This window comes from Secundilactobacillus paracollinoides DSM 15502 = JCM 11969, assembly GCF_001311135.1.
GTDB classification, from domain to species: Bacteria; Bacillota; Bacilli; order Lactobacillales; family Lactobacillaceae; genus Secundilactobacillus; species Secundilactobacillus paracollinoides.
On the sequence record NZ_BBAG01000014.1, the window covers coordinates 37927 to 57746 of the forward strand.

The window sequence follows — 19820 nt, forward strand, 5'->3', positions numbered from 1 at the left end:
GGCACAGAGGCCAAGAAAGCCAGCAGTAAAAACCACACAGAGATAACCCTCAGTCCTTAACGCAATCCTTGAGTCTGGAAAATGACTTAAAAGAATAAAACAATTAAATCGTTGTTAAAAGAAAAAGGTTCAGTGAAGAGTGCCGGTTGGCATTTTCACTGAACCTTTTTGGGTTCTTTGATACTATTGTCAAATCTGTTAAGTGGGTTTGTGTATTGAGATTTAATCTGATGAGTAGGGCTTGCGACGTGCTTCTTGTTCACATTGCCCAAACGCGTTCCAGGAGGCAGAGGCTCCTTCCACGCTCTCTACATCGTCATCCCCATCTTCTCATAACTCCCCATACCACCTAACCAAAGGTCCTTCATATCCACACCACGTTCCTCCGCGAAGGCCTTCATCAAGGTTTCGTGATCCATGAGGTCGTATTGCTTATCTGGGTCCTTTGGGTCGTAGACTTGAATCTGGGCCATCATGCCGCCATCTTCGTGCTCAATGATGTGGCAGTGGTACATGAAGACGCCAGGGACCGTAAAGCGTACCTTGATCACCACATGTTCGTCGGGGTTGACCGCGATGACGTCCTTCAATCCCCTTTCGTTTGGGTAAGGAGCGTGGCCGTTTCTCGACACGATGGTAAAGGCCAGGCCGTGCATGTGGAATGGATGGATCATGCCGCCATCCATGTCATTTGTATTCGTAATGTCCCAAAGCTGAGTCTTATTGATCGGCATCTTGTAGTCGATTCGCTGCATACTGAACTTTTTGCCGTCGATCATCACGTACTCATCCATACCAGACATGACTACCTTATGTAGCGGCAAGTCTGGTTCGTAATCTGGAATATCGACGAGGTGTTCTGGCAACTGTGTGTGGTCAGGTGCGAACTCGTGAATTCTAAAATGGACCAACGGTGTGTCGTCTGAATAGAGAATGACTTCGTCGCCAGGCTTGTAATTGCTGAAATCGACGATGATTTCGTGACGTTCCGCGCAGGTCGTCATTAAGTGCGTAAAGTGGACGGGTTCTGGTAAAATGCCATCGTCAGAGCCAATTTGGGTGAATTCAAGGTCGTCGCTAAAGTGCAGTCGCCACTCGCGCCGGTTGGCACCATCGAGAATCCGTAACCGCAGTCGTTGGGTGGTGACGTCAAAGTACGGGTTGATCGTCCCGTTGATCATGGGTGTTGGCCCTTGGACGCCATCAGGATCATAATCCGCACGATAATCCCACTGATTATTTTCATGGAAGTGACGGTCTTGTAAAATGAGTGGAATGTCATCCACACCATAGTTGCGTGGGAAGGGCAGCTTGGCTTCGACATCATCCTGGACGATGACTGGTGCGGCAAGTCCGCGCCAGACCTGGTAGGCTGTTTCTGGGCACGGATGCGCGTGGAGCCAGACCGTTGCAGCTGGTTGGTGAATCTTAAACTGAATGTCGCGGTGGCCATCGGGATAGACGGGGGCGTGACACCCACCGTCTTCAATTGGACCCGGAATGTTTAAGCCATGCCAGTGAAAGGTGGTCATTTCAGGCAGATGGTTTTGCAGGTGCATGTGAATTGTCTTACCATTTTTCATCACAATGGCTTTGCCTAGAAGTGGCGCGCTAAAGCCCCAGGTCTTTGTTTTAGCTCCCGGTAAGAGCTGAGTTTCGCCTTCTTGGGCAGTCAAGGTGTAGTACATATCTGTATCAGTTTCTTGATCTGGTTTTAACAACTCAGGAATCCGAAGTGGTTGTTGCGGGATGTCGGGCACTTCCAGCGGAATATAGCCGCCGTCATGCGTGTTATAGGCCGATTCGTTATAGAAGTAGTCGGTGTAGACTTTTTCTGTCATAGAAAATCCTCCAGTATAGAATCAATTTTTAAATCAACATCAGTTTCAATTTAACACAACGCACAGACGTAGTGAAATGAGCGTGGCTCACCTAGGTCGAAAGGCGTGGACAAGGCCAATTGTTGCTTCCAGCAACATACCGATCGCCATCAGCTGCATGGCAAACATGGTGTGCATCGTGAAAACAGCCCAGATCAAAACCAGATAGAACGCAAAAAAGAAACAGGACCAAAACTTTGACATCAAATGCCTCCTTAATTAACCTGTATCATTTTCTTGTTTAGAACCATTACAAATTATAACGCATCCATCCTAAGTTTCAAGGCCTGAATTTTCATATGATATTATTCTGAAATAAAACCTGAAAATGCGATTGCAATTGTGTTTTTGACATGTCATAATATTTCTTGGCGATTCAAGTCAACTTGAAAACCGAAACCGTATCGCAGATTGATTACGGCAAAAAAGAATAGAGGTAACCCATCGTGAGCAAGCGAATTGACTTGACCGACCGGCGCTTTGGCCGGTTAGTGGTCCTTCAATTTGGCGGTCGCAACGCGGTCAACCAGAATGCAATGTGGTTGTGCCAGTGCGACTGTGGCGAGCGGGTAGTGGTTGATGGGGTCCGGCTACGCTCAGGAACAACAAAGAGCTGCGGCTGTTTACGACGAGAATTATCGAAAAAGCGGGTGCGTCAAAATGATCAGTTCCAACATTATGTTGGCCAAACGGATCAGCTGACGACCAAAAAAGGTGTGGCGTACAGCTCAGTGCGTCAATCAAGCAGAAACAAGTCCGGTGTCGTGGGGGTGTCATTCGACAAACAAACGGGCAAGTGGTTCGCAAGATTGATGGTGCATAAGCATTACGTGTTGATGAAGAGCTTCCCGACTATGGGAGAAGCGATTGAGGCAAGGAAGGAAGCGGAGAGGGTGTATTTGAAGTAGAGAGCGTGGAAGAAAACGGCTTGAGGGCGGAGCCTAAGGGACTCTGGCAGAAATGCCTGGGCTTGGGCATTTTTGCCAGAGTCCCTTAGGCATTAGCCCTCAGTTTTCTGGAACGCGTTTCGGCACGGTGGCCAAGAAAGCCAAAACCACCAGATTTAAAACACAAACCAACATCCAAACCAACACCACAAAACAGCAACCCTCTCCAGGTTGCTGTTTTTGTGTGGTATTAAAAAGCACTTGTTAACACAAGGAAAACACCTTCAGAAACCCCTTTCACAGAATTGTAAATTGTGCGATGATAGACCCACAAGACATACACGGAGGAACTTAAATATGAACTATCGAACCTTAGGCAAAACAGGTTTTAAAATTAGTGAAGTATCACTTGGCACTTGGCAATTAGGCGGCAAGTGGGGTGATCCATTCAGTGAAAAGGATGCCGACGACACGTTAGCTGAAGCATATGCGCAGGGCGTGAATTTCTTTGATACAGCGGATGGCTATCAGGACGGGCACAGTGAACAGGCTGTGGGGCGGTTTGTCACCGCACATCCAGATGTGCACTTTACGACGAAGATTGGCCGTAAGGAAATGCCGTTGACTGCCGAACATTTCAACCCGGAACACCTGCGTCGTTACGTGATGAATCATTAGAAAATATGGGCGTTGATGCTCTGGATATGGTGCTGTTACATTGTCCGCCAATGATGAGTTACTACGATCCGGAAGTCTTCTTTGCCTTAGACGATCTGAAAAAGAGTGGTAAGATCAAAAATTACGGTGTCAGTGTTGAACGGGTCGAAGAAGCCATTAAGGCAATGGACTATGACATTTCAGCAGTTGAAATCATCTTCAACATGTTCCGATTACGTCCAGCAAAGCTGTTTTTTGACCTCGCAAAGAAAAATAACGTCGGCATTCTCGCACGTGTGCCGCTGGCCAGTGGCCTCTTGACGGGTAAATTTAAGGCTGATACTCAATTCGGTCCCGAAGATCATCGGACAACCAACCGAAACGGTGAGCTATTTGATAAGGGTGAGACCTTCTCCGGGGTTGATTATTTGACTGGTGTGAAAGCCGCCCAAGACTTAAAGACTAAGCTTGGGACTGATGATCTCGCTGGAAAGGCACTCCGTTACATTTTGATGTATGATGCTGTATCTGCCGTCATTCCGGGCGCCAGCACACCAAGCCAAATCGAGCGCAACACGCGGGCATCTGATTTACCTGCATTGTCGGCTGAGGAAATGGGTATCGTTCAAGATATTTACGATGCCGAAATTAAGAATCCCGTTGATTATCTCTGGTAAACTAGTTGTAGTTTAACTCTTAGTAACCGTGAAATCCCGCTATCAGCGAGGGTCACGGTTATTTTTGGTTCAAAATGAGGAATCAGTTGTAATAGAACGTCATAATAATGTTATAATTGCGGTATTAAATGTGCTGCCGGGATAAAGAGAATCGGATCATCCGTTACGACAGCAGGACGCGGGGGCGGAATTGTGGAACTCACAGAACGGCAACAAACCATTATCAAAATGTTAAAGGAAACCAGCCCGTTGACTGGTGAAGAGATTGCAACCCAGCTTAATCTGAGCGTACCAACGATCCGTGGTGATCTGCGACTGTTAACGGCCGTGGAGATCTTAGATGCCAGACCCAAGGTGGGTTATGTGTATCGCGGCGAACAACAGGTCGGATTAAACTACGGCGAACTGTTTGAAAAACCAATTGCGGATATTATGCAGGCACCAGTGACCATTCGGGATAACGCAACGCTGGCGGAAGCAGTCAGCAAGTTATTTTTAGACGATGTTGGCTCATTGTACGTCGTGGATCAGGACGGCCGGTTAGTGGGTCTGATGTCACGAAAGGATCTGCTAAGGGCCAGTTTTAATAACAACAACGCCGAGTCGATGCTGGTGAGTGTCATTATGACAAGAATGCCAAACATTGTGACGGTGACAGCGGAAATGACGCTAGTAGCGGTGGGACAGTTGTTGCTGACACATATGGTGGATTCACTGCCAATCGTGGATAAGCAGGATCCGCAAAAATTGGTTGGAAGAATTACTAAGAATCGGATTTTTCAGTATTTTATTGAGCAGGGATAGAGTGTGGAGCAAGGCGTTTTGAGGGCGGAGCGTCAGTAACTCTGGTCAGAAAAGTCCGGGCCTGACTTTTCTGACCAGAGTTGCTTACGCAGTAGCCCTCAGCCATGCGGAACACGTTTCAGCTATGAGGTCAGAAAGCTCGTCGCAACAGGCACTATGGCGAGGAAATCCGGGTCTGACTTTTGTGACCAGAGTTGCTTACGAGTAGCCCTCAGCCTTGCGGAACATGTTTCGGCAAAGCAGCAAAGAAAGCCATCAACCCAAGTAAATCAGAATTATCACAATCAAAAAGTCAAAAAGCCGCATGCGAATCCAATCGCATGCGCTTTTATTTTCCCTTTGAAAACAACTAAACGCCAAAAATGTGCGATGAAAAACACCGCTATTTCCCAACCAAACAATAATAATGTCATAACAGTTAGTTGTTTCCAAAAACATAACGTAATAATTAAACCACCTCTAAAATTTACATATCCCATTATGTCAACGCTTGAAGCATCTTCTATCGAAAATACCTTGTTTTTTAATCACGTTTAATATAAAGTGTAATCAGGAAAATATAACGTGTTATTTGCAGAAAGAGTGATTATATGACAAAACAAATCTATGCGTTTTCGGAAGGTAATATGAATATGCGTGGGTTGCTCGGCGGGAAGGGTGCCAACCTTGCTGAGATGACCAACCTGGGTTTGCCAGTCCCTCACGGCTTCACGCTAACAACGGAAGCTTGTCATGATTATCAAGAACACCAGAAGCTAAGTGACGCGTTACTGACGGAGCTGGATACCGCACTGGATCAGCTGCGACAGGTTACTGGCAAGACATTTAACAGCCAGACTGAGCCGTTGCTGATTTCTGTCCGTTCCGGTGCCGCCATTTCGATGCCGTGGATGATGGATACCATTTTAAACATTGGTCTCAATGATGAGACCGTTGTCGCACTCGCTGACCTGACGCACAACGAGCGGTTTGCCTACGATAGTTATCGCCGCTTGCTTGCGATGTTCGGCAATGTGGTGTACGGCTTGTCCGAGGATGGGTTTGACCAGATCCTTACCACCATCAAACAGCAGCACGGCTATGCCAGCGACCTTGAACTGACAGCGGAGGACCTTAAACAAATCGTCCAACAATTCAAGGCACTGTATGGCACGGATAACGTCCCCGAGTTTCCACAGGCGCCTAAGGACCAGCTATTGGCCGCCATCAATGCGGTGTTTGAATCCTGGAATAACCACCGGGCTCAGGTCTACCGCAAACAAAATCATATTGCTGAAGACCTGGGGACTGCGGTGAACGTTCAAGAAATGGTCTTTGGGAACGCTGGTGAGGATTCCGGAACTGGCGTTGCCTTCACCCGTAACCCCGCAACCGGCGAGAAGCAGCTGTTCGCCGAGTACCTGCTGAACGCGCAGGGCGAGGACGTGGTGGCCGGGATTCGAACCCCGCAGTCGATCGATGTGCTCAAAAAAGAGATGCCGGAGATGTACGCCCAGTTCGCAACGATTGCGACCAAACTGGAAACGCACTATCGCGATATGCAAGATCTGGAATTTACGATCGAACACGGCAAGCTCTACCTGTTGCAGGCGCGAAATGGGAAACGAACGCCGTATGCGGCAGTCAAAATTGCGGTTGATTTGGTGCATGAGGGACTCATCAGCGAGGCGGAAGCACTATTACGGATCAATCCAGAGTCTGTTTCAGCAATGTTGCACCCTGAATTCGATCCAGAAACCCTAGCCAAACAAACTGTGCTCACTACTGGGCTGCCAGCGTCACCAGGCGCTGCGACTGGTCAAGTTTACTTCACGGCTGCTGAAGCAAAGGCTGCTGCTGAAACGGGTAAACAGGTGATCTTGATGCGTCAGGACACCTCGCCGGAAGACATTGAGGGGATGATTGCCAGCAAAGCCATCGTGACTTCCCGTGGCGGGATGACCTCGCACGCAGCGGTGGTTGCTCGTGGCATGGGATCGACGGGGGTGGTTGGTGCTCATGAGATCACGGTTGATTACCAGGCGAAAAAGGCCGTAGTGAATCATCAAGAGATTCACGAAGGCGACTGGGTCTCGGTTAACGGTACCACTGGTGACCTGTATTTAGGTCAGTTAGCAACCAGTGATGCCACGGTGAAGGGCGACCTGTCGACCCTGCTAGACTGGGCCAAGGACACAGCCTCGATGGGCGTTTATACGAATGCGGATACGCCGCAAGATTTCCAAAAAGCGCTCGATTTTGATGCTGATGGCATCGGGCTGACGCGAACGGAGCACATGTTTTTTAAACCAGAACGGCTCCTGCAAATGCGCCGGTTGATCTTAGCTGAGGATGCTGAAGGCAGAAAGGCGCCGTTGGTTGAACTGCAACGGATGCAGCAGGACGATTTCTACCAGTTGTACAAATTGGCGGGCGATAAGTCAGTTACGATTCGACTGCTTGATCCGCCGCTGCATGAATTTTTGCCACACGATGAAAATGAGATCCAGGCGGTGTCGCACCAAACCGGCATTACGCCCGAACGATTACGCGACCGTACCAACGCCCTGAAGGAATTGAATCCCATGCTGGGACATCGGGGCGACCGGCTGGCGGTTACTTTCCCGGACATTTATCAGATGCAGGTTCGGGCCATTATGACGGCAGTGTTGCGACTCCATGATGAGGGGCTTGAAGTGCACCCGCATATCATGATTCCGCTCACCGATTCGAAGTCAGAAATGGGATGGGTCCGCCAGCTTGTTGAAGATCAATTAACAGCGATGATGGCTGACCAGGACTTTAAATTGGCGTACACGGTTGGCACGATGATGGAGATGCCGCGGGCCTGTGTGACCGCAGACCAGGTTGCTGAAGCGTCGGACTTCTTTAGTTTTGGGACAAACGACCTCACTCAGCTGACCTTTGGCTACTCACGTGACGACGTTGGCTCATTCATGCCTGAATACATCAAGCAGGGTATCCTGCCAGCGGATCCGTTCCAGACGGTGGACGTTGAAGGGTTGGTGCGTTGATGAAGATCGCCATTGAAAAGGGGCGCAGTACCAAGCCCGAATTGCCAATTGGCGTTTGTGGCGAAGTTGGCGGCGACCCGGCATCAATTGGGTTCTTCAACACCATTGGCATTACCTATGTATCCTGTTCGCCTTACCGGGTCCCAGTGGCACGCCTAGCTTAGGCACAGGCCACCCTAAAGGCGACGCAAGCCCTGAAGAAGGCCACTGTCTGATCAGGAGGAGTTAAGTTGATTGAAAGCGATTACACTTGTGTTAGGAACCTTCTAATAAACGATGTTGTCGGTAACAGTCAGCTACAAGCCCACGCCCGCTTATCCTGCAGTGATGCAGCCTAGCAGGCACTCGCGGTACCTGCGACAGCCCATTATTATCGGTACCGCGTTGCACTTATTTGCACCACATTATTCACGCGAACCACAATACTGTTTAGTTAGAGGAGTTTCTCATGGAAAGAAAAGGACAAGTCCTTACCTCACGTCTCTCATACGCGTTTGGGGCGTTTGGTCATGATATGTTTTACGCAACACTGTCAACGTACTTCATTATGTTCGTTACGGCGCACCTGTTCGATAAGAGTTCGGGCGCTAACGGGGCCAAAATGATCGGGTATATCACGCTGATCATTATGATCTTACGGTTCGTTGAACTCGCCATCGACCCATTCATTGGGAACACGATCGACAATACGTCGACGCGCTGGGGTAATTTCAAGCCGTGGATCGTTGGCGGTGGCCTGATCAGTGCCATTACGATCGCCATTTTATTTACGAACATGGGTGGCCTGAACGCTCCAACCCAATGTTGTACCTGGTGATTTTTACCATTCTGTACATCACGATGGACATCTTCTACTCGTTTAAAGACGTCGGGTTCTGGTCCATGATTCCCGCCATTTCCTTTGATTCGCGGGAACGTGAAAAAACCGCGACCTATGCGCGGGTGGGGTCCAATATCGGCTCCAACATTGTCGGTATTATGGTGATGCCGATTGTGCTGATGTTCTCACAAGTGTCCAACAATGGTCAGGGGGACAATCGCGGTTGGTTCGCCTTTGCTCTGGTCGTTGCGACGGTGTCCTTTGTCTCGGCCGTTGTTGTTGGCCTAGGAACGAAGGAAAAACATTCAGAGTTGCGGAAAAACAAGGAGAAGACCACGTTTAGAGGCGTCTTAAAGGTACTGACCCGAAACGACCAGTTAATGTGGTTATCACTGACATACGCACTGTACACGTCAGGTATTCAGATCACCAACGCGCTGGAACTCTACTACTTCACCTACATTTTAGGGGATGCATCGCAGTTTAGTATTCTGGCCTCCATCAACGCAGTGATCGGGATCTTCGCCGTGCTGGCCTTCCCACCAATGGCGCAGAAGTTCAGTCGACGAAACGTGTTCTTTATTTCCATCAGTATCATGGTCGTTGCCCTTGCCATTTTCTTATTTGCCGGCAACTCATTGACCCTTGTCCTCCTCGCGGCAGTGTTGTTCTACATTCCACAACCACTCGTTTTCTTAGTCGTTTTGATGATCATCACCGACTCTGTTGAATACGGCCAGTTAAAGTTCGGCCATCGTGACGAATCACTGACACTTTCTGTTCGGCCGCTACTGGACAAAATGGGTGGCGCGATTTCCAACGGTGTCGTTGGGCTGACAGCTGTTTGGGCAGGAATGACTGCCGGCGCCTCAGCTTCTAACATTACAACGCACGGTCACACGGTTTTTAAACTTATGATGTTTGGTGTGCCATTAGCGCTTGTCCTGCTTGGGACGTTCATTTTCTTTAAGAAGGTGACCCTGATGAAGCGGAACACGCTAAGATCGTTGAAGAACTTGAAAAGACCTGGGGCAAGACATTAGGGGAAGACGTGGACTTCATTAGCGCTACGGATGGTGCGATCGCTCTTGACTACGCAGCACCGATCGACGGCGAGTTAGTCCCACTCAACACGGTTTCAGATGAAACTTCGCTTCTGGTAAGATGGGTCAGGGGATTGCCATCAAACCAAGTGATGGTCGCATCTATGCGCCTTTTGACGGCGATGTGAAGGTGACGTTCCCGACGCGGCATGCAATTGGGTTGGTAGCGGAAAACGGTGTCGCAACCCTGATCCACATTGGTATTGGCACAGTCAACATGCGCGGTACTGGATTTGTGTCCTACGTTGAAAAGAATCAGCACGTTAAAAAGGGCGACCTCCTGATTGAATTCTGGCGGCCAGCCATTGAAAAAGCCGGGTACGATGACACCGTCATGGTCGTCATGACCGACCACGCCAAGAATCTCGCCCTGACACATGTAACTGGTTTGATTGCCCATGGGGAAACGCTGCTGACTGTTTCAACGGATTAATTAATCCAGGGGAGAGTGCGTTGCATTCCGCAATTTGGCACGGCATCGAAGTGGCTCGCGAATGAGCTAACTCGATTTCTGCTGCGCAGCTCTCGAGTGGATCTCATTCGACTCGCATGGCACTAAATGGCCAAAATACGGCCATCAAGTGCCATCGACACCACGATGCCGTGCCAAATTGCTTCATTCCACTCACATAGCGCTTACTTTAACCGCTGATTAAGCATGACCAATTGCAGCAACCCGAGTTCGAAGAGAATCCGCCCTCGACTGCAACTAAGGTTATGGACAGCAATGCTTCAAACGTTGTTCGGGGAAGTAATGACAACTCATCACCTGAATGGACGATAGAAATTTGTTGGGTTGTTATCTGCTGGGACAGTTCCACAATGTAGCGTAGTGGAGCTGTTCGGCATTGCAGGCTGTGGTGTCGGTATTAGTTGGCGACCGTATCTTGGTCGGTTACTAATACGGGAGACGTTGAGATACTTGAATTTCTACACAGACATTCAACAACTCCCCCAAAGCGACCCCACCTCAGCCGGCAGGGCCGAACAGCGCAACGCAGCGGTAATTTAGAGCTTTAACCACCAATTACCCCTAATTTCAGGATTGAGATTAGGGGTAATTGGCTTGATAATGGAGACGTAAATAAATTTTAGGAGGAATCATTGTGGCAATTCATGTTGATGAAGCACACCAGTTATTCCACTTACAGACAGCAACTACAAGTTATATTTTTCAAGTGTTAGCTAACGGTCAGTTAGGCCAGTTGTACTATGGCAGTCAGGTTCATGTTCGGCCAGAGTACGCGAATTTAACGAAGCGTGAGCTGAAAAACTCCATGCCAGCGTATGCGTTAGACCAGCCAACGTATCAGTTGGATGCAATCAAACAAGAGTACGCCGCGTTTGGTACCGGTGATTATCACCGGCCAGCGTATCAGGTAACACAGACAAATGGCAGCCGGATCACTGATTTTATTTACGATCACTATGAAGTTAAACAGGGCAAACAGCGTTTAACGGGCTTTCCTTCGACCTTTGACGACAGTGGTGATGATGTTGAGACCCTGGTCATTTATCTGCATGACGAAGTGACGAAACTTGAGATTGCGTTAAACTACACGGTTTTTCCCAATCAGGATGTGATCGTGCGCAGCGCAACCTTCCTCAACCACGGCACTGATGCCGTGACACTCAACAGTGCCTTGAGTGGGCAGTTAGACCTGCCTGACGCCGACTATGATATGGTGCAATTCTCAGGCGGTTGGGCGCGTGAACGTCATCTGATCCGAACGCACTTGCGCTCAGGCATTCAAGCCATTGACAGTGTTCGTGGATCCTCGAGTCCGCAGCAAAATCCATTTATGATGCTTGCCCGACCGGAAACGACTGAGGATGCTGGCGGCGTCTTTGGGTTTAACCTTGTCTATTCTGGGAACTTCTTAGATCAAGTCGAAGTGGATCACTATGACACGACACGTGTGTTGGTTGGTATCAATCCTGAAACGTTTGCTTGGCAGTTAATGCCAGACAAGAGTTTTCAGACGCCTGAGTGTGTGTTCAGTTATACTGCGAACGGGATGAACCAATTGAGTCAACAACTGGCGACGTTCTATTCAGAACATTTAGTGAACTCACAGTATGTGAAGAAGGAACGGCCGATTCTAGTCAATAACTGGGAAGCGACATACTTTGATTTCGATGAAGAAAAATTGCTGAAGATCGTGCGTAAAGCAAAGGAACTTGGCATTGAAATGTTTGTGCTGGATGACGGCTGGTTCGGTCACCGTGATGATGATCACACCTCGTTAGGTGATTGGTTCGTTGACCACAGCAAGTTACCCAATGGCATTGGCGATTTTGCGGGGAAGGTGCATCACCTAGGCTCCAATTCGGCCTCTGGTTTGAACCCGAGATGATTTCGATTGACAGTGAGCTGTATCGCACGCATCCAGAATGGGTGATTCACGCGCCAGATCGGCGAATGACGCCGGGTCGGAATCAATACGTCCTTGATTTTAGTCGGCAAGAAGTTGTGGATTACTTGTATGACATGATGAGCAAGGCCATGGCGGATACGAAGCTTGACTATGTGAAATGGGATATGAACCGCTACATCACAGAGTTGTTTAGCTGCAGCTTGCCAGTGGATCAACAGTTAGAGTTGCCGCACCGTTACATTTTAGGCGTTTACCAACTGTATGAGCGACTGACAAAGGCGTTTCCTGATGTGTTGTTTGAATCCTGCGCTTCTGGTGGCGGGCGGTTTGACCTTGGGATGATGTACTACGCGCCTCAAGCTTGGACTAGCATGATACGGATGCCGTTGAGCGGATCAAGATTCAGTATGGGACCTCGTATGGCTATCCGCAGTCGATGATGGGTGCTCACGTGTCGGTGTCGCCAAACGAACAGATTGGCCGGTACACGCCACTTGAAACAAGAGCGAACGTTGCGTTCTTCGGTGCTTTCGGTTATGAACTGGACATCTCCAAGTTATCAGTAGCCGACAGTGCAACGATTCAGCACCAGGTCGCGTTCTATAAGGCACATCGGTCCGTTTTCCAGTTCGGGAAACTGTACCGAATCACTAGTCCGTTTGAAAAGGACCATAACGTGATGAGCTGGATCGCAGTCGATGAAACGAAGAGCCATGCCATCGCTGTGCGGTATCAGATCTTGAACCGACCAAACGCACCATATCTGCGATTGAAGCTGAAGGGGCTGGATCCAGATAAGCAGTATCGCGTGAATGAGGGTCAGCGGACATACTACGGTGACGAACTGATGAACGCAGGATTGTTTCTGGACCATAATTTCGATGGGACGGCTGGTTCACGGAAGGATGCGGATTTTAGTTCGCGGTTGTTTTTGGTGGATGAAGTTTAGAGTGTGGAGCAAGGCGGTTTAGGGGCGGTGTGTAACGGACTCTGACCGAAAATTCTGGGCCTGACTTTTTGGTCAGAGTCCGTTACACGTTAGCCCCGTGCCTTGCGGAACACGTTTCGGCTATGAAGCATAGGACAACGTCGCAAGGACGGCACGAGAGCTAAAACCATAAAGTCCGGGTCTGACTTTTTGGCCAGAGTTGGCTTACACGCAGCTTTCTGTTTTCTGGAACACGTTTCGGCTATGAAGCATAGGACAACATCGCAAGGACTTCTCTAAATAAATGCCAGTTAAATCCATCGGCTTGCCAATTATGTAATTTTGGTAATATAGCAAATATAAATTACAGTTTTACAGCCAAAAAAGGAATCGAGCAATTGCCTGATTCCTTTTTTTGACTTTTATTTGTCGATAATTCTTTGAATATAAGTTAATTCATTTAAATCTATGAAATTCAGAATTGCGTGGCTTGATTCTGAAGGTGTTCTCGCGACAACTTTCTAGGCAACGGTGCCGAAACGTGTTCCGCAAGGCAAGGGGCGGCCATGTAACGGACTCTGGCAAAAAATCCAGACCCAGGATTTTCTGCCAGAGTCCGTTACATTCTGCCCCTTAACCGCCTTGCTCCACACTCTAGCCCCAGTTCACCCCATCCTGTTCCCCCAAAATCCGATCTATCTCACTCAACTCATCATCAGAAAACGCCAGGTTATCCAGTGCCTTCACATTATCCAACAACTGTTCAGGTCGACTAGCCCCAATCAGGACACAGGCCATTTCTGGATTGCGCAGGTTCCATGCCAGCGCCATTTCTGCCAAGGTTTGGTTACGGGCATGTGCCACCTCGTTTAACGCCTTGACGGTCTTTAAGGTCTGTTCAACCTGACTTGGGTGCAGGAATGGGCTGTTGCTGCTGGCAGCTCGGGAATTCTCCGGGATGCCGTTGAGATATTTATCAGTCAGCAGGCCCTGACACAGAGAACTGAAGCCGACCGCGGCCTTATGGTTTGCCTTCAGAACGGGGAAGAGGTCAGTTTCTGGTTGCCGGTTAAACATGTTGTAGCGCGGCTGGTGAATCACAAACGGCGTATGCAGCTCCTTGAAGCATTTCATAATGGCTTCGGTTTGGGCGCCGTTATAGTTTGAGATTCCCACGTAAAGTGCCTTACCTTGACGAACCAAGGTGTCAAGCGCTTGGGCCGTTTCAAAGACGTCCGTATTAGGATCTGGCCGGTGCGTGTAGAAAATATCCACGTAGTCCAGTCCCATGCGTTTCAGGGATTGGTCCGCGCTGGCAATGATCGATTTGCGCGAGCCCCAGTTCCCATACGGGCCGGGCCACATGTCGTAGCCGGCTTTGCTAGCGATGACGATCTCGTCGCGGTAGGGTTTAAGATCAGTCGCCAAAATGTGGCCGAAATTTTCTTCAGCGCTGCCGGGAATGGGGCCATAGTTATTGGCGAGGTCAAAGTAGGTAATGCCCAGGTCAAATGCCTGTTGAATGATGCGCGCTGATTGTCATACGGATCGACGCTGCCAAAATTGTGCCATAGCCCGAGTCCAAGGGCGGAGAGTTGAAGACCGCTATTGCCAAGGTGATTGTAGACCATCTTGTCGTAACGGGTTGGATTTGCTGTATACATGAATGTTCCCCTTTCATAATAAGAAATCGGTTACATTCAGTATACACTTGTGTAAACTGCTGGGACGACCTTTGCCAGAAATAACTGTTCTTATTGAATATTAATCTTATCCTAGACTCGTGCCCGATAATTGGATGATCAATTCGACAATTACCGTTGACATGACTGACCCTCGTCCCATAAGATAGGACTATGACTAAATTAAGATGATGAAAATGACCGGTGAATTAACTGCCCGGGTCGGGTTTGAAGACACGATTCCAACTGCATTCGGCTACATTGGCATCGGGATAGCATTTGGGATCATTGGCCAGTCCAACCATTTGAGTGTGCTGGAGATCATACTCATGTCACTCATTACATATGCGGGGTCAGCCCAGTTTGTAATCGTCAGCATGGCCGCGCTGCACGCTAATATTTTATCCATCGTCCTGTCCGTTTTTCTGGTGAATTCGCGAATGATACTAATGAGCACCGTTATCGCGCCGTACATGAAAAAGGAAAGTCTATTGCGGAACGTTTGGATCGGGACATTGCTGACCGATGAGACCTTTGCGTTGAGTATGAATAAGTTGAATTACACGGACCACCGGCTTTCCTATTCGTGGTTTAATAGCGCCAACTTAACGGCTTATTTGACCTGGTTTGCCGCCTCTGGTATCGGTGGGGCGCTTGGTAATCTCATTACGAATCCGGAACAGTTTGGCCTTGGGTTTGCGCTGGTCGCAATGTTCATTGGGCTGCTGTACTTGCAGATCATTACTGACAAAACGATCCGGTTGGGGATTCAACTGGGCGTTGTGGCTTTGTGGCCGTGGTAATGTACCTTGGACTCGCGGTTATTCCAGAAAATATCCTACTATTAATTGCTGCCCTGTTAGGGTGCACGTTTGGGGTGACTTTAAAACATGTCCTTAGATAAGTACGTTTTACTGGTGATTATATTCAGCGGTCTGGTGACCTGGCTTTCTCGAATCCTGCCGTTCGTGTTATTGAAGAAGTTTACGTTACCCAAGATCGTGGTCAACTTTCTCAGCTTTGTGCCAATTAGTATTATGACAGCGCTCTGTAGAGAGTCTCCTCGTGCAACATTTAGGATCGCTGCCAAGTCTCAATGTTGAAAATGTCATTGCGAGTGTGCCAACCGTTATTAGCGCGGTGATTTCTAAAAATTTAATGATCATTGTGATCGTCGGCGTCATTTCACTGGGTGTCATCAAATTCGTGATGTAGATGCTGAAAAAAGTCTGGTTTAAAAAAACGAATCAGGCTTTTTTGCGTTATTAAGGCGTGAACCCAGCTATTTACCGACAAATTTAAGGGGAATTAATGGTTGCTTGAAGGGCTTGGTAAGGGCACTATTATGAGGGAGGTTATTTTTGAAAAACGGTGTTATATCAGGGAATAGTACGTGTCTTAAAATCTAAGCATCGTTGACATCGTCTAGTTACTAGGGGTTTTGAAAAAAGTTTGGTACACTTAAAACACAGTGAAGTTTTGAAAGGGGAAGACTCATGGATCGTGCTGAATTAAAGGCACAGGCCAAGGACTTATTGAATGGACACTTTAAGTTTTACTTGGTCTTGTTGCTACCATTTTATATTTTGGATATTGCCTCAGGCATTACCCAGACCATTGAGCGGGTTGATAACACCCAGACCTTGTCTTGGTCGTGGATCATTACGTTTGCCAGCTCATTGCTCATGGTCGGTATCACCTTTGTCATGATTGACCTTGCGCGTGGGGTCGGGGACTATGAAGCGCCCGTTAGCAAGTCGTTTACCATCGCCAACCGAGGGGACTATTTCATCGGGACGATTGGCTTATCGATCGTCATGTTCATCTTAACGTTCCTGTGGTCACTGCTATTTGTTATTCCTGGTATTATTAAGAGCTTTTCTTATTCTCAAGCGATTTATATTTATCGTGACTATTTAGACCAGGGCCACAAGATCAGCTTTTTAGAAGCCATTACGAAGAGTCGTGAGATGATGGACGGACACAAGGCAGAGTACTTTGTGCTCCAACTGAGTTTCATTCTCTGGTGGCTGTCATGTATCGTTATCTTGCCATTCTTCTGGGTAGAACCATACTATCAGCAGACCATGGCAAACTATTACGTGCACCTAGCTGATGGTCAGCGTGAGACCACGGACGAGCCCGTAACGGTCGTTGGTGAAGAAACACCAGTCGATGAAACGACTGCCGACGATGGTGACACACCATCAGAGACGGATGAGACAACGGCGCCTGATAACCAACCAGATGCTGATAAACCAACTGATACGCCGAAGGACGACTAGTAGCAAAAATAAAGACCTGTTCGTACGCTTGTTTAAGTGTCACCAGCGGGTCTTTTTTGTGAGGCAGAGCGTGGAAGAAGGCGTTTAGAGGGCGGAGCGTAAGCCGACTCTGGCAGAAATGCCGGGTTTGGCATTTGTGCCAGAGTCGGCTTACGCTGTAGCCCTCTGCCTTCTGTAACGCGTTTCGGCAAGGTAGCCAAGCAAACAAATTTTAACGATTAGAAATTAAGACGAGTGTCTTGTTTTAGCCAGTCAGTGGTACGGTTACAACCCAAACTCGATTCTGACCGCCCTTATCTCAAACGTTAATCCATGATACACTAATCAGGATTAATTTAATTAGGAGAGAAAAATTGGCTGACACAAATCGAAAGCCACAGTGGCAAAAAAACCTGTATGCGCTGTGGCTGGGTAACTTTATTACGGGTGCCGGTGCTAGTATGAGCTTGCCATTCTTGCCGCTCTTTATTAGCACCATGGATCATTTTTCAAAGTTTCAACTGACTTATACGCCGGGTTGGCGTTTTCGGTCACGTTTTTAAGTCAAGCCATCGTGTCCCCGCTTTGGGGCAAACTGGCTGACCGGACTGGCCGGAAACCCATGTTGATGCGCGCGGCAGCTGGGATGACCATTACAGCAACGTTAACGGGCTTTTCGCCAAACGTCTGGGTCCTGATTGGACTGCGGTTATTACAGGGCTGTTTTTCGGGCTACATCAACAACGCGTATGCGCTGATTGCTAGTGAGGTACCGAATGATAAGAGCGGTCAGACGATGGGGACGCTCACTACTGGCAATATCGGCGGTCAATTGATCGGCCCAATTTTTGGTGGTTACATTGCCGGCTTATTCGGATATCAAGTGCCATTCTTTATTTTTGGGGGCCTGATGTTTATTGCGACAATCGTGACGCTGTTCTTCGTGAAGGAAGACTTTAAGCCGATGGACGTGCACAACCCGTTGGCCAATAAAAACGCGTTTGCGGGCATCAAACACAAGAGTATTGTTTGGGCGATGATTATTTCATCAATGCTGATTCAAGCCGCAACAACGTCGATCAATCCCATTATCAGTTTGTTTGTGAAAGAACTGATGCATGGTCACGGCAACGTTGCCATGACCAGTGGGGTGATTGCCGCGCTGCCCGGGATTGCCACTCTGCTGGCCGCTTCCCGGCTTGGGGCGCTAAGTGATCATATTGGCCCACAGAAGGTGCTCATTGCCGGATTGATTTTCTGCGGTTGCATGTTCCTGCCGATGTACTTTGTGACGAGTGTGTTCACGCTGGGCATCTTCAGGTTTCTGGTGGGGATTTCGGATGCAGCGTTACTACCAGTTACCCAAACGGTCATGACGCTGGATACACCGTCGGAAGCCATCAGTCGAATCTTTAGTTACAACCAGTCCTCACAGGCCATTGGGTCGGTTGTCGGTCCAATGCTTGCCTCACTTGTAGCTGGTGTTCTAGACTACCGTTACGTTTTCTTAATGACTACTGGATTGGTTCTCATTAACTTGGCAGTCGTGGGATTGGCGTATCGCCACGACCGGAAAACGGTTAAAACCGCGTAAGAAACGAGACAATCACTTGAAAGCGTCACAGCGATTCAGTAAAATTGAATTTGGATTAAATTAATAAGTAGGAGTGTCAATTTATGGGCAGAGCACAAGAACGGACGCGGCATCAAATTATTACTGCGTTTTTAGACTTATTAGCAGAACAGTATTTTGTCACCATCAGTGTCTCAAAAGTATCGGATGCCAGTTTTGTGACCCGCAGTACCTTTTATCGGTATTTTAAGGACAAAAACGACCTGCTGTTTAACGCGATTGAAAGCACCATCAGCCAATCGGTTCCAGACCAAGCGCTGATGAACCAATTTGTGAATTATGTGGAAGCATACTGGCCACTGTTGCGGCACTTGTCACCAAGTCGCCAAAGCCGGTCAAACTTAAATGATATCTTAAACCAGATTTTGTGGGATATGTCCATAGAAGGGTCAAGGAGACTCCAACGGACACGGACCCAATGATCCAACTCATGGTAACGGCGGAGCACCCAGACCTCATGATCAGTGTCGTAGAAGGCATGATGATGGGCGTCATGGAGTATTATGTGCAAAACGACGTTGAAAAAATCGATAAGCAAGAGCTTGAAGATACAATGTCGGATATTTTGGGGAAGTTGACAAAGTAAGAGTGTGGAGCAAGGCGGTTAAGGGGCAGAATGTAACGGACTCTGGCAGAAAAGTCCGGGTCTGACTTTTCTGCCAGAGTCCGTTACATGGCCATCCCTTGCCTTGCGGAACACGTTTCGGCACGGTTGCCAAGAAAGCCGTAACCATAACCAGTCGGCGGACCAAAAAGACACAATCCCGGGTCTGACTTTTTTGCCAGAGACCGTTACATGGTCGCCTCTTGCCTTGCGGAACACGTTTCGGCACGGTTGCCAAGAAAGTCAGTAGCCGTAACCAGTCGGCTGATAGAAAGTACAATCCTGGGTCTGACTTTTTTGCCAGAGTCCGTTACACGTTAGCCCCGCTTGTGGAACACGTTTTGGCATTCTTGCCAAGAAAACACTCACTAACCACACACTTTCCCAGCCTAAGCAATTACCAATAGAAAAATAAATTAGAAAAAAGCGTTCAGAAAACCATTCTGAACGCTTTTTCTATCCAATCCCCAACACAACAGCGTTTCTCAC

Annotated in this window: 7 protein-coding genes and 8 pseudogenes; 12 read left to right on the forward strand and 3 right to left on the reverse strand. The window is 48.3% G+C overall.

Annotated elements, in window-relative coordinates; translation table 11 throughout:
* Positions 1-308: 308 nt before the first annotated feature.
* Together JCM11969_RS06725 and JCM11969_RS18200 are read right to left on the reverse strand one after the other, a co-directional pair.
* Positions 309-1841, reverse strand: coding sequence for a multicopper oxidase family protein (locus JCM11969_RS06725; protein ID WP_054709694.1), 1533 nt, complete (start codon positions 1839-1841; stop codon positions 309-311).
* Positions 1842-1928: 87 nt separating this feature from the next.
* Complete coding sequence (locus tag JCM11969_RS18200) at positions 1929-2084, reverse strand: hypothetical protein (RefSeq protein WP_169790389.1); 156 nt, start codon at positions 2082-2084, stop codon at positions 1929-1931.
* A 242-nt stretch (positions 2085-2326) separates the two neighbouring features.
* Between JCM11969_RS18200 and JCM11969_RS06730 the strand changes: the two genes are divergently transcribed.
* The 6 genes and pseudogenes from JCM11969_RS06730 (at position 2327) to JCM11969_RS06760 (ending at position 13169) form a co-directional block, all read left to right on the forward strand.
* Complete coding sequence (locus tag JCM11969_RS06730; protein WP_054709697.1) at positions 2327-2788, forward strand: AP2 domain-containing protein; 462 nt, start codon at positions 2327-2329, stop codon at positions 2786-2788.
* A 336-nt stretch (positions 2789-3124) separates the two neighbouring features.
* Positions 3125-4101, forward strand: a pseudogene (locus JCM11969_RS06735) (aldo/keto reductase).
* Between the two features lie 192 nt (positions 4102-4293).
* Positions 4294-4905: a helix-turn-helix transcriptional regulator gene (locus JCM11969_RS06740; RefSeq protein ID WP_054709700.1), complete on the forward strand. Its 612-nt coding sequence runs from the start codon at positions 4294-4296 to the stop codon at positions 4903-4905.
* A 590-nt stretch (positions 4906-5495) separates the two neighbouring features.
* Positions 5496-8083, forward strand: a pseudogene (gene ppdK, locus JCM11969_RS06750) (pyruvate, phosphate dikinase).
* Positions 8084-8367: 284 nt separating this feature from the next.
* Positions 8368-10275: pseudogene (locus JCM11969_RS06755) on the forward strand (sugar MFS transporter).
* 673 nt (positions 10276-10948) lie between these two features.
* Positions 10949-13169, forward strand: a pseudogene (locus tag JCM11969_RS06760) (alpha-galactosidase).
* Positions 13170-13802: 633 nt separating this feature from the next.
* Here JCM11969_RS06760 and JCM11969_RS06765 read toward each other — a convergent pair.
* Positions 13803-14812: pseudogene (locus JCM11969_RS06765) on the reverse strand (aldo/keto reductase).
* Between the two features lie 215 nt (positions 14813-15027).
* On the opposite strand from JCM11969_RS06765, the pseudogene JCM11969_RS06770 reads away from it, so the two are divergent.
* From JCM11969_RS06770 to JCM11969_RS17650, 6 genes and pseudogenes are all read left to right on the forward strand, one after another.
* Positions 15028-15734, forward strand: a pseudogene (locus JCM11969_RS06770) (AzlC family ABC transporter permease).
* Positions 15721-16045 (forward strand): annotated as a pseudogene (locus JCM11969_RS06775) (AzlD domain-containing protein). The pseudogenes JCM11969_RS06770 and JCM11969_RS06775 overlap by 14 nt, the downstream one beginning before the upstream one ends.
* Before the next feature lie 281 nt (positions 16046-16326).
* Positions 16327-17115 carry a DUF975 family protein gene (locus JCM11969_RS06780; RefSeq protein WP_065901025.1) on the forward strand — a complete coding sequence of 263 codons (789 nt, stop codon included), beginning with the start codon at positions 16327-16329 and terminating at the stop codon, positions 17113-17115.
* Positions 17116-17453: 338 nt separating this feature from the next.
* Positions 17454-18688, forward strand: a pseudogene (locus JCM11969_RS06785) (multidrug efflux MFS transporter).
* Between the two features lie 83 nt (positions 18689-18771).
* Positions 18772-19149 (forward strand): TetR/AcrR family transcriptional regulator, encoded by a 378-nt coding sequence (locus tag JCM11969_RS06790; RefSeq protein ID WP_054709704.1) that lies wholly within the window; start codon positions 18772-18774, stop codon positions 19147-19149.
* Positions 19146-19313 carry a hypothetical protein gene (locus JCM11969_RS17650; protein WP_156319284.1) on the forward strand — a complete coding sequence of 56 codons (168 nt, stop codon included), beginning with the start codon at positions 19146-19148 and terminating at the stop codon, positions 19311-19313. Before JCM11969_RS06790 ends, JCM11969_RS17650 begins: the two co-directional genes overlap by 4 nt.
* The last annotated feature ends 507 nt before the right edge of the window (positions 19314-19820 follow it).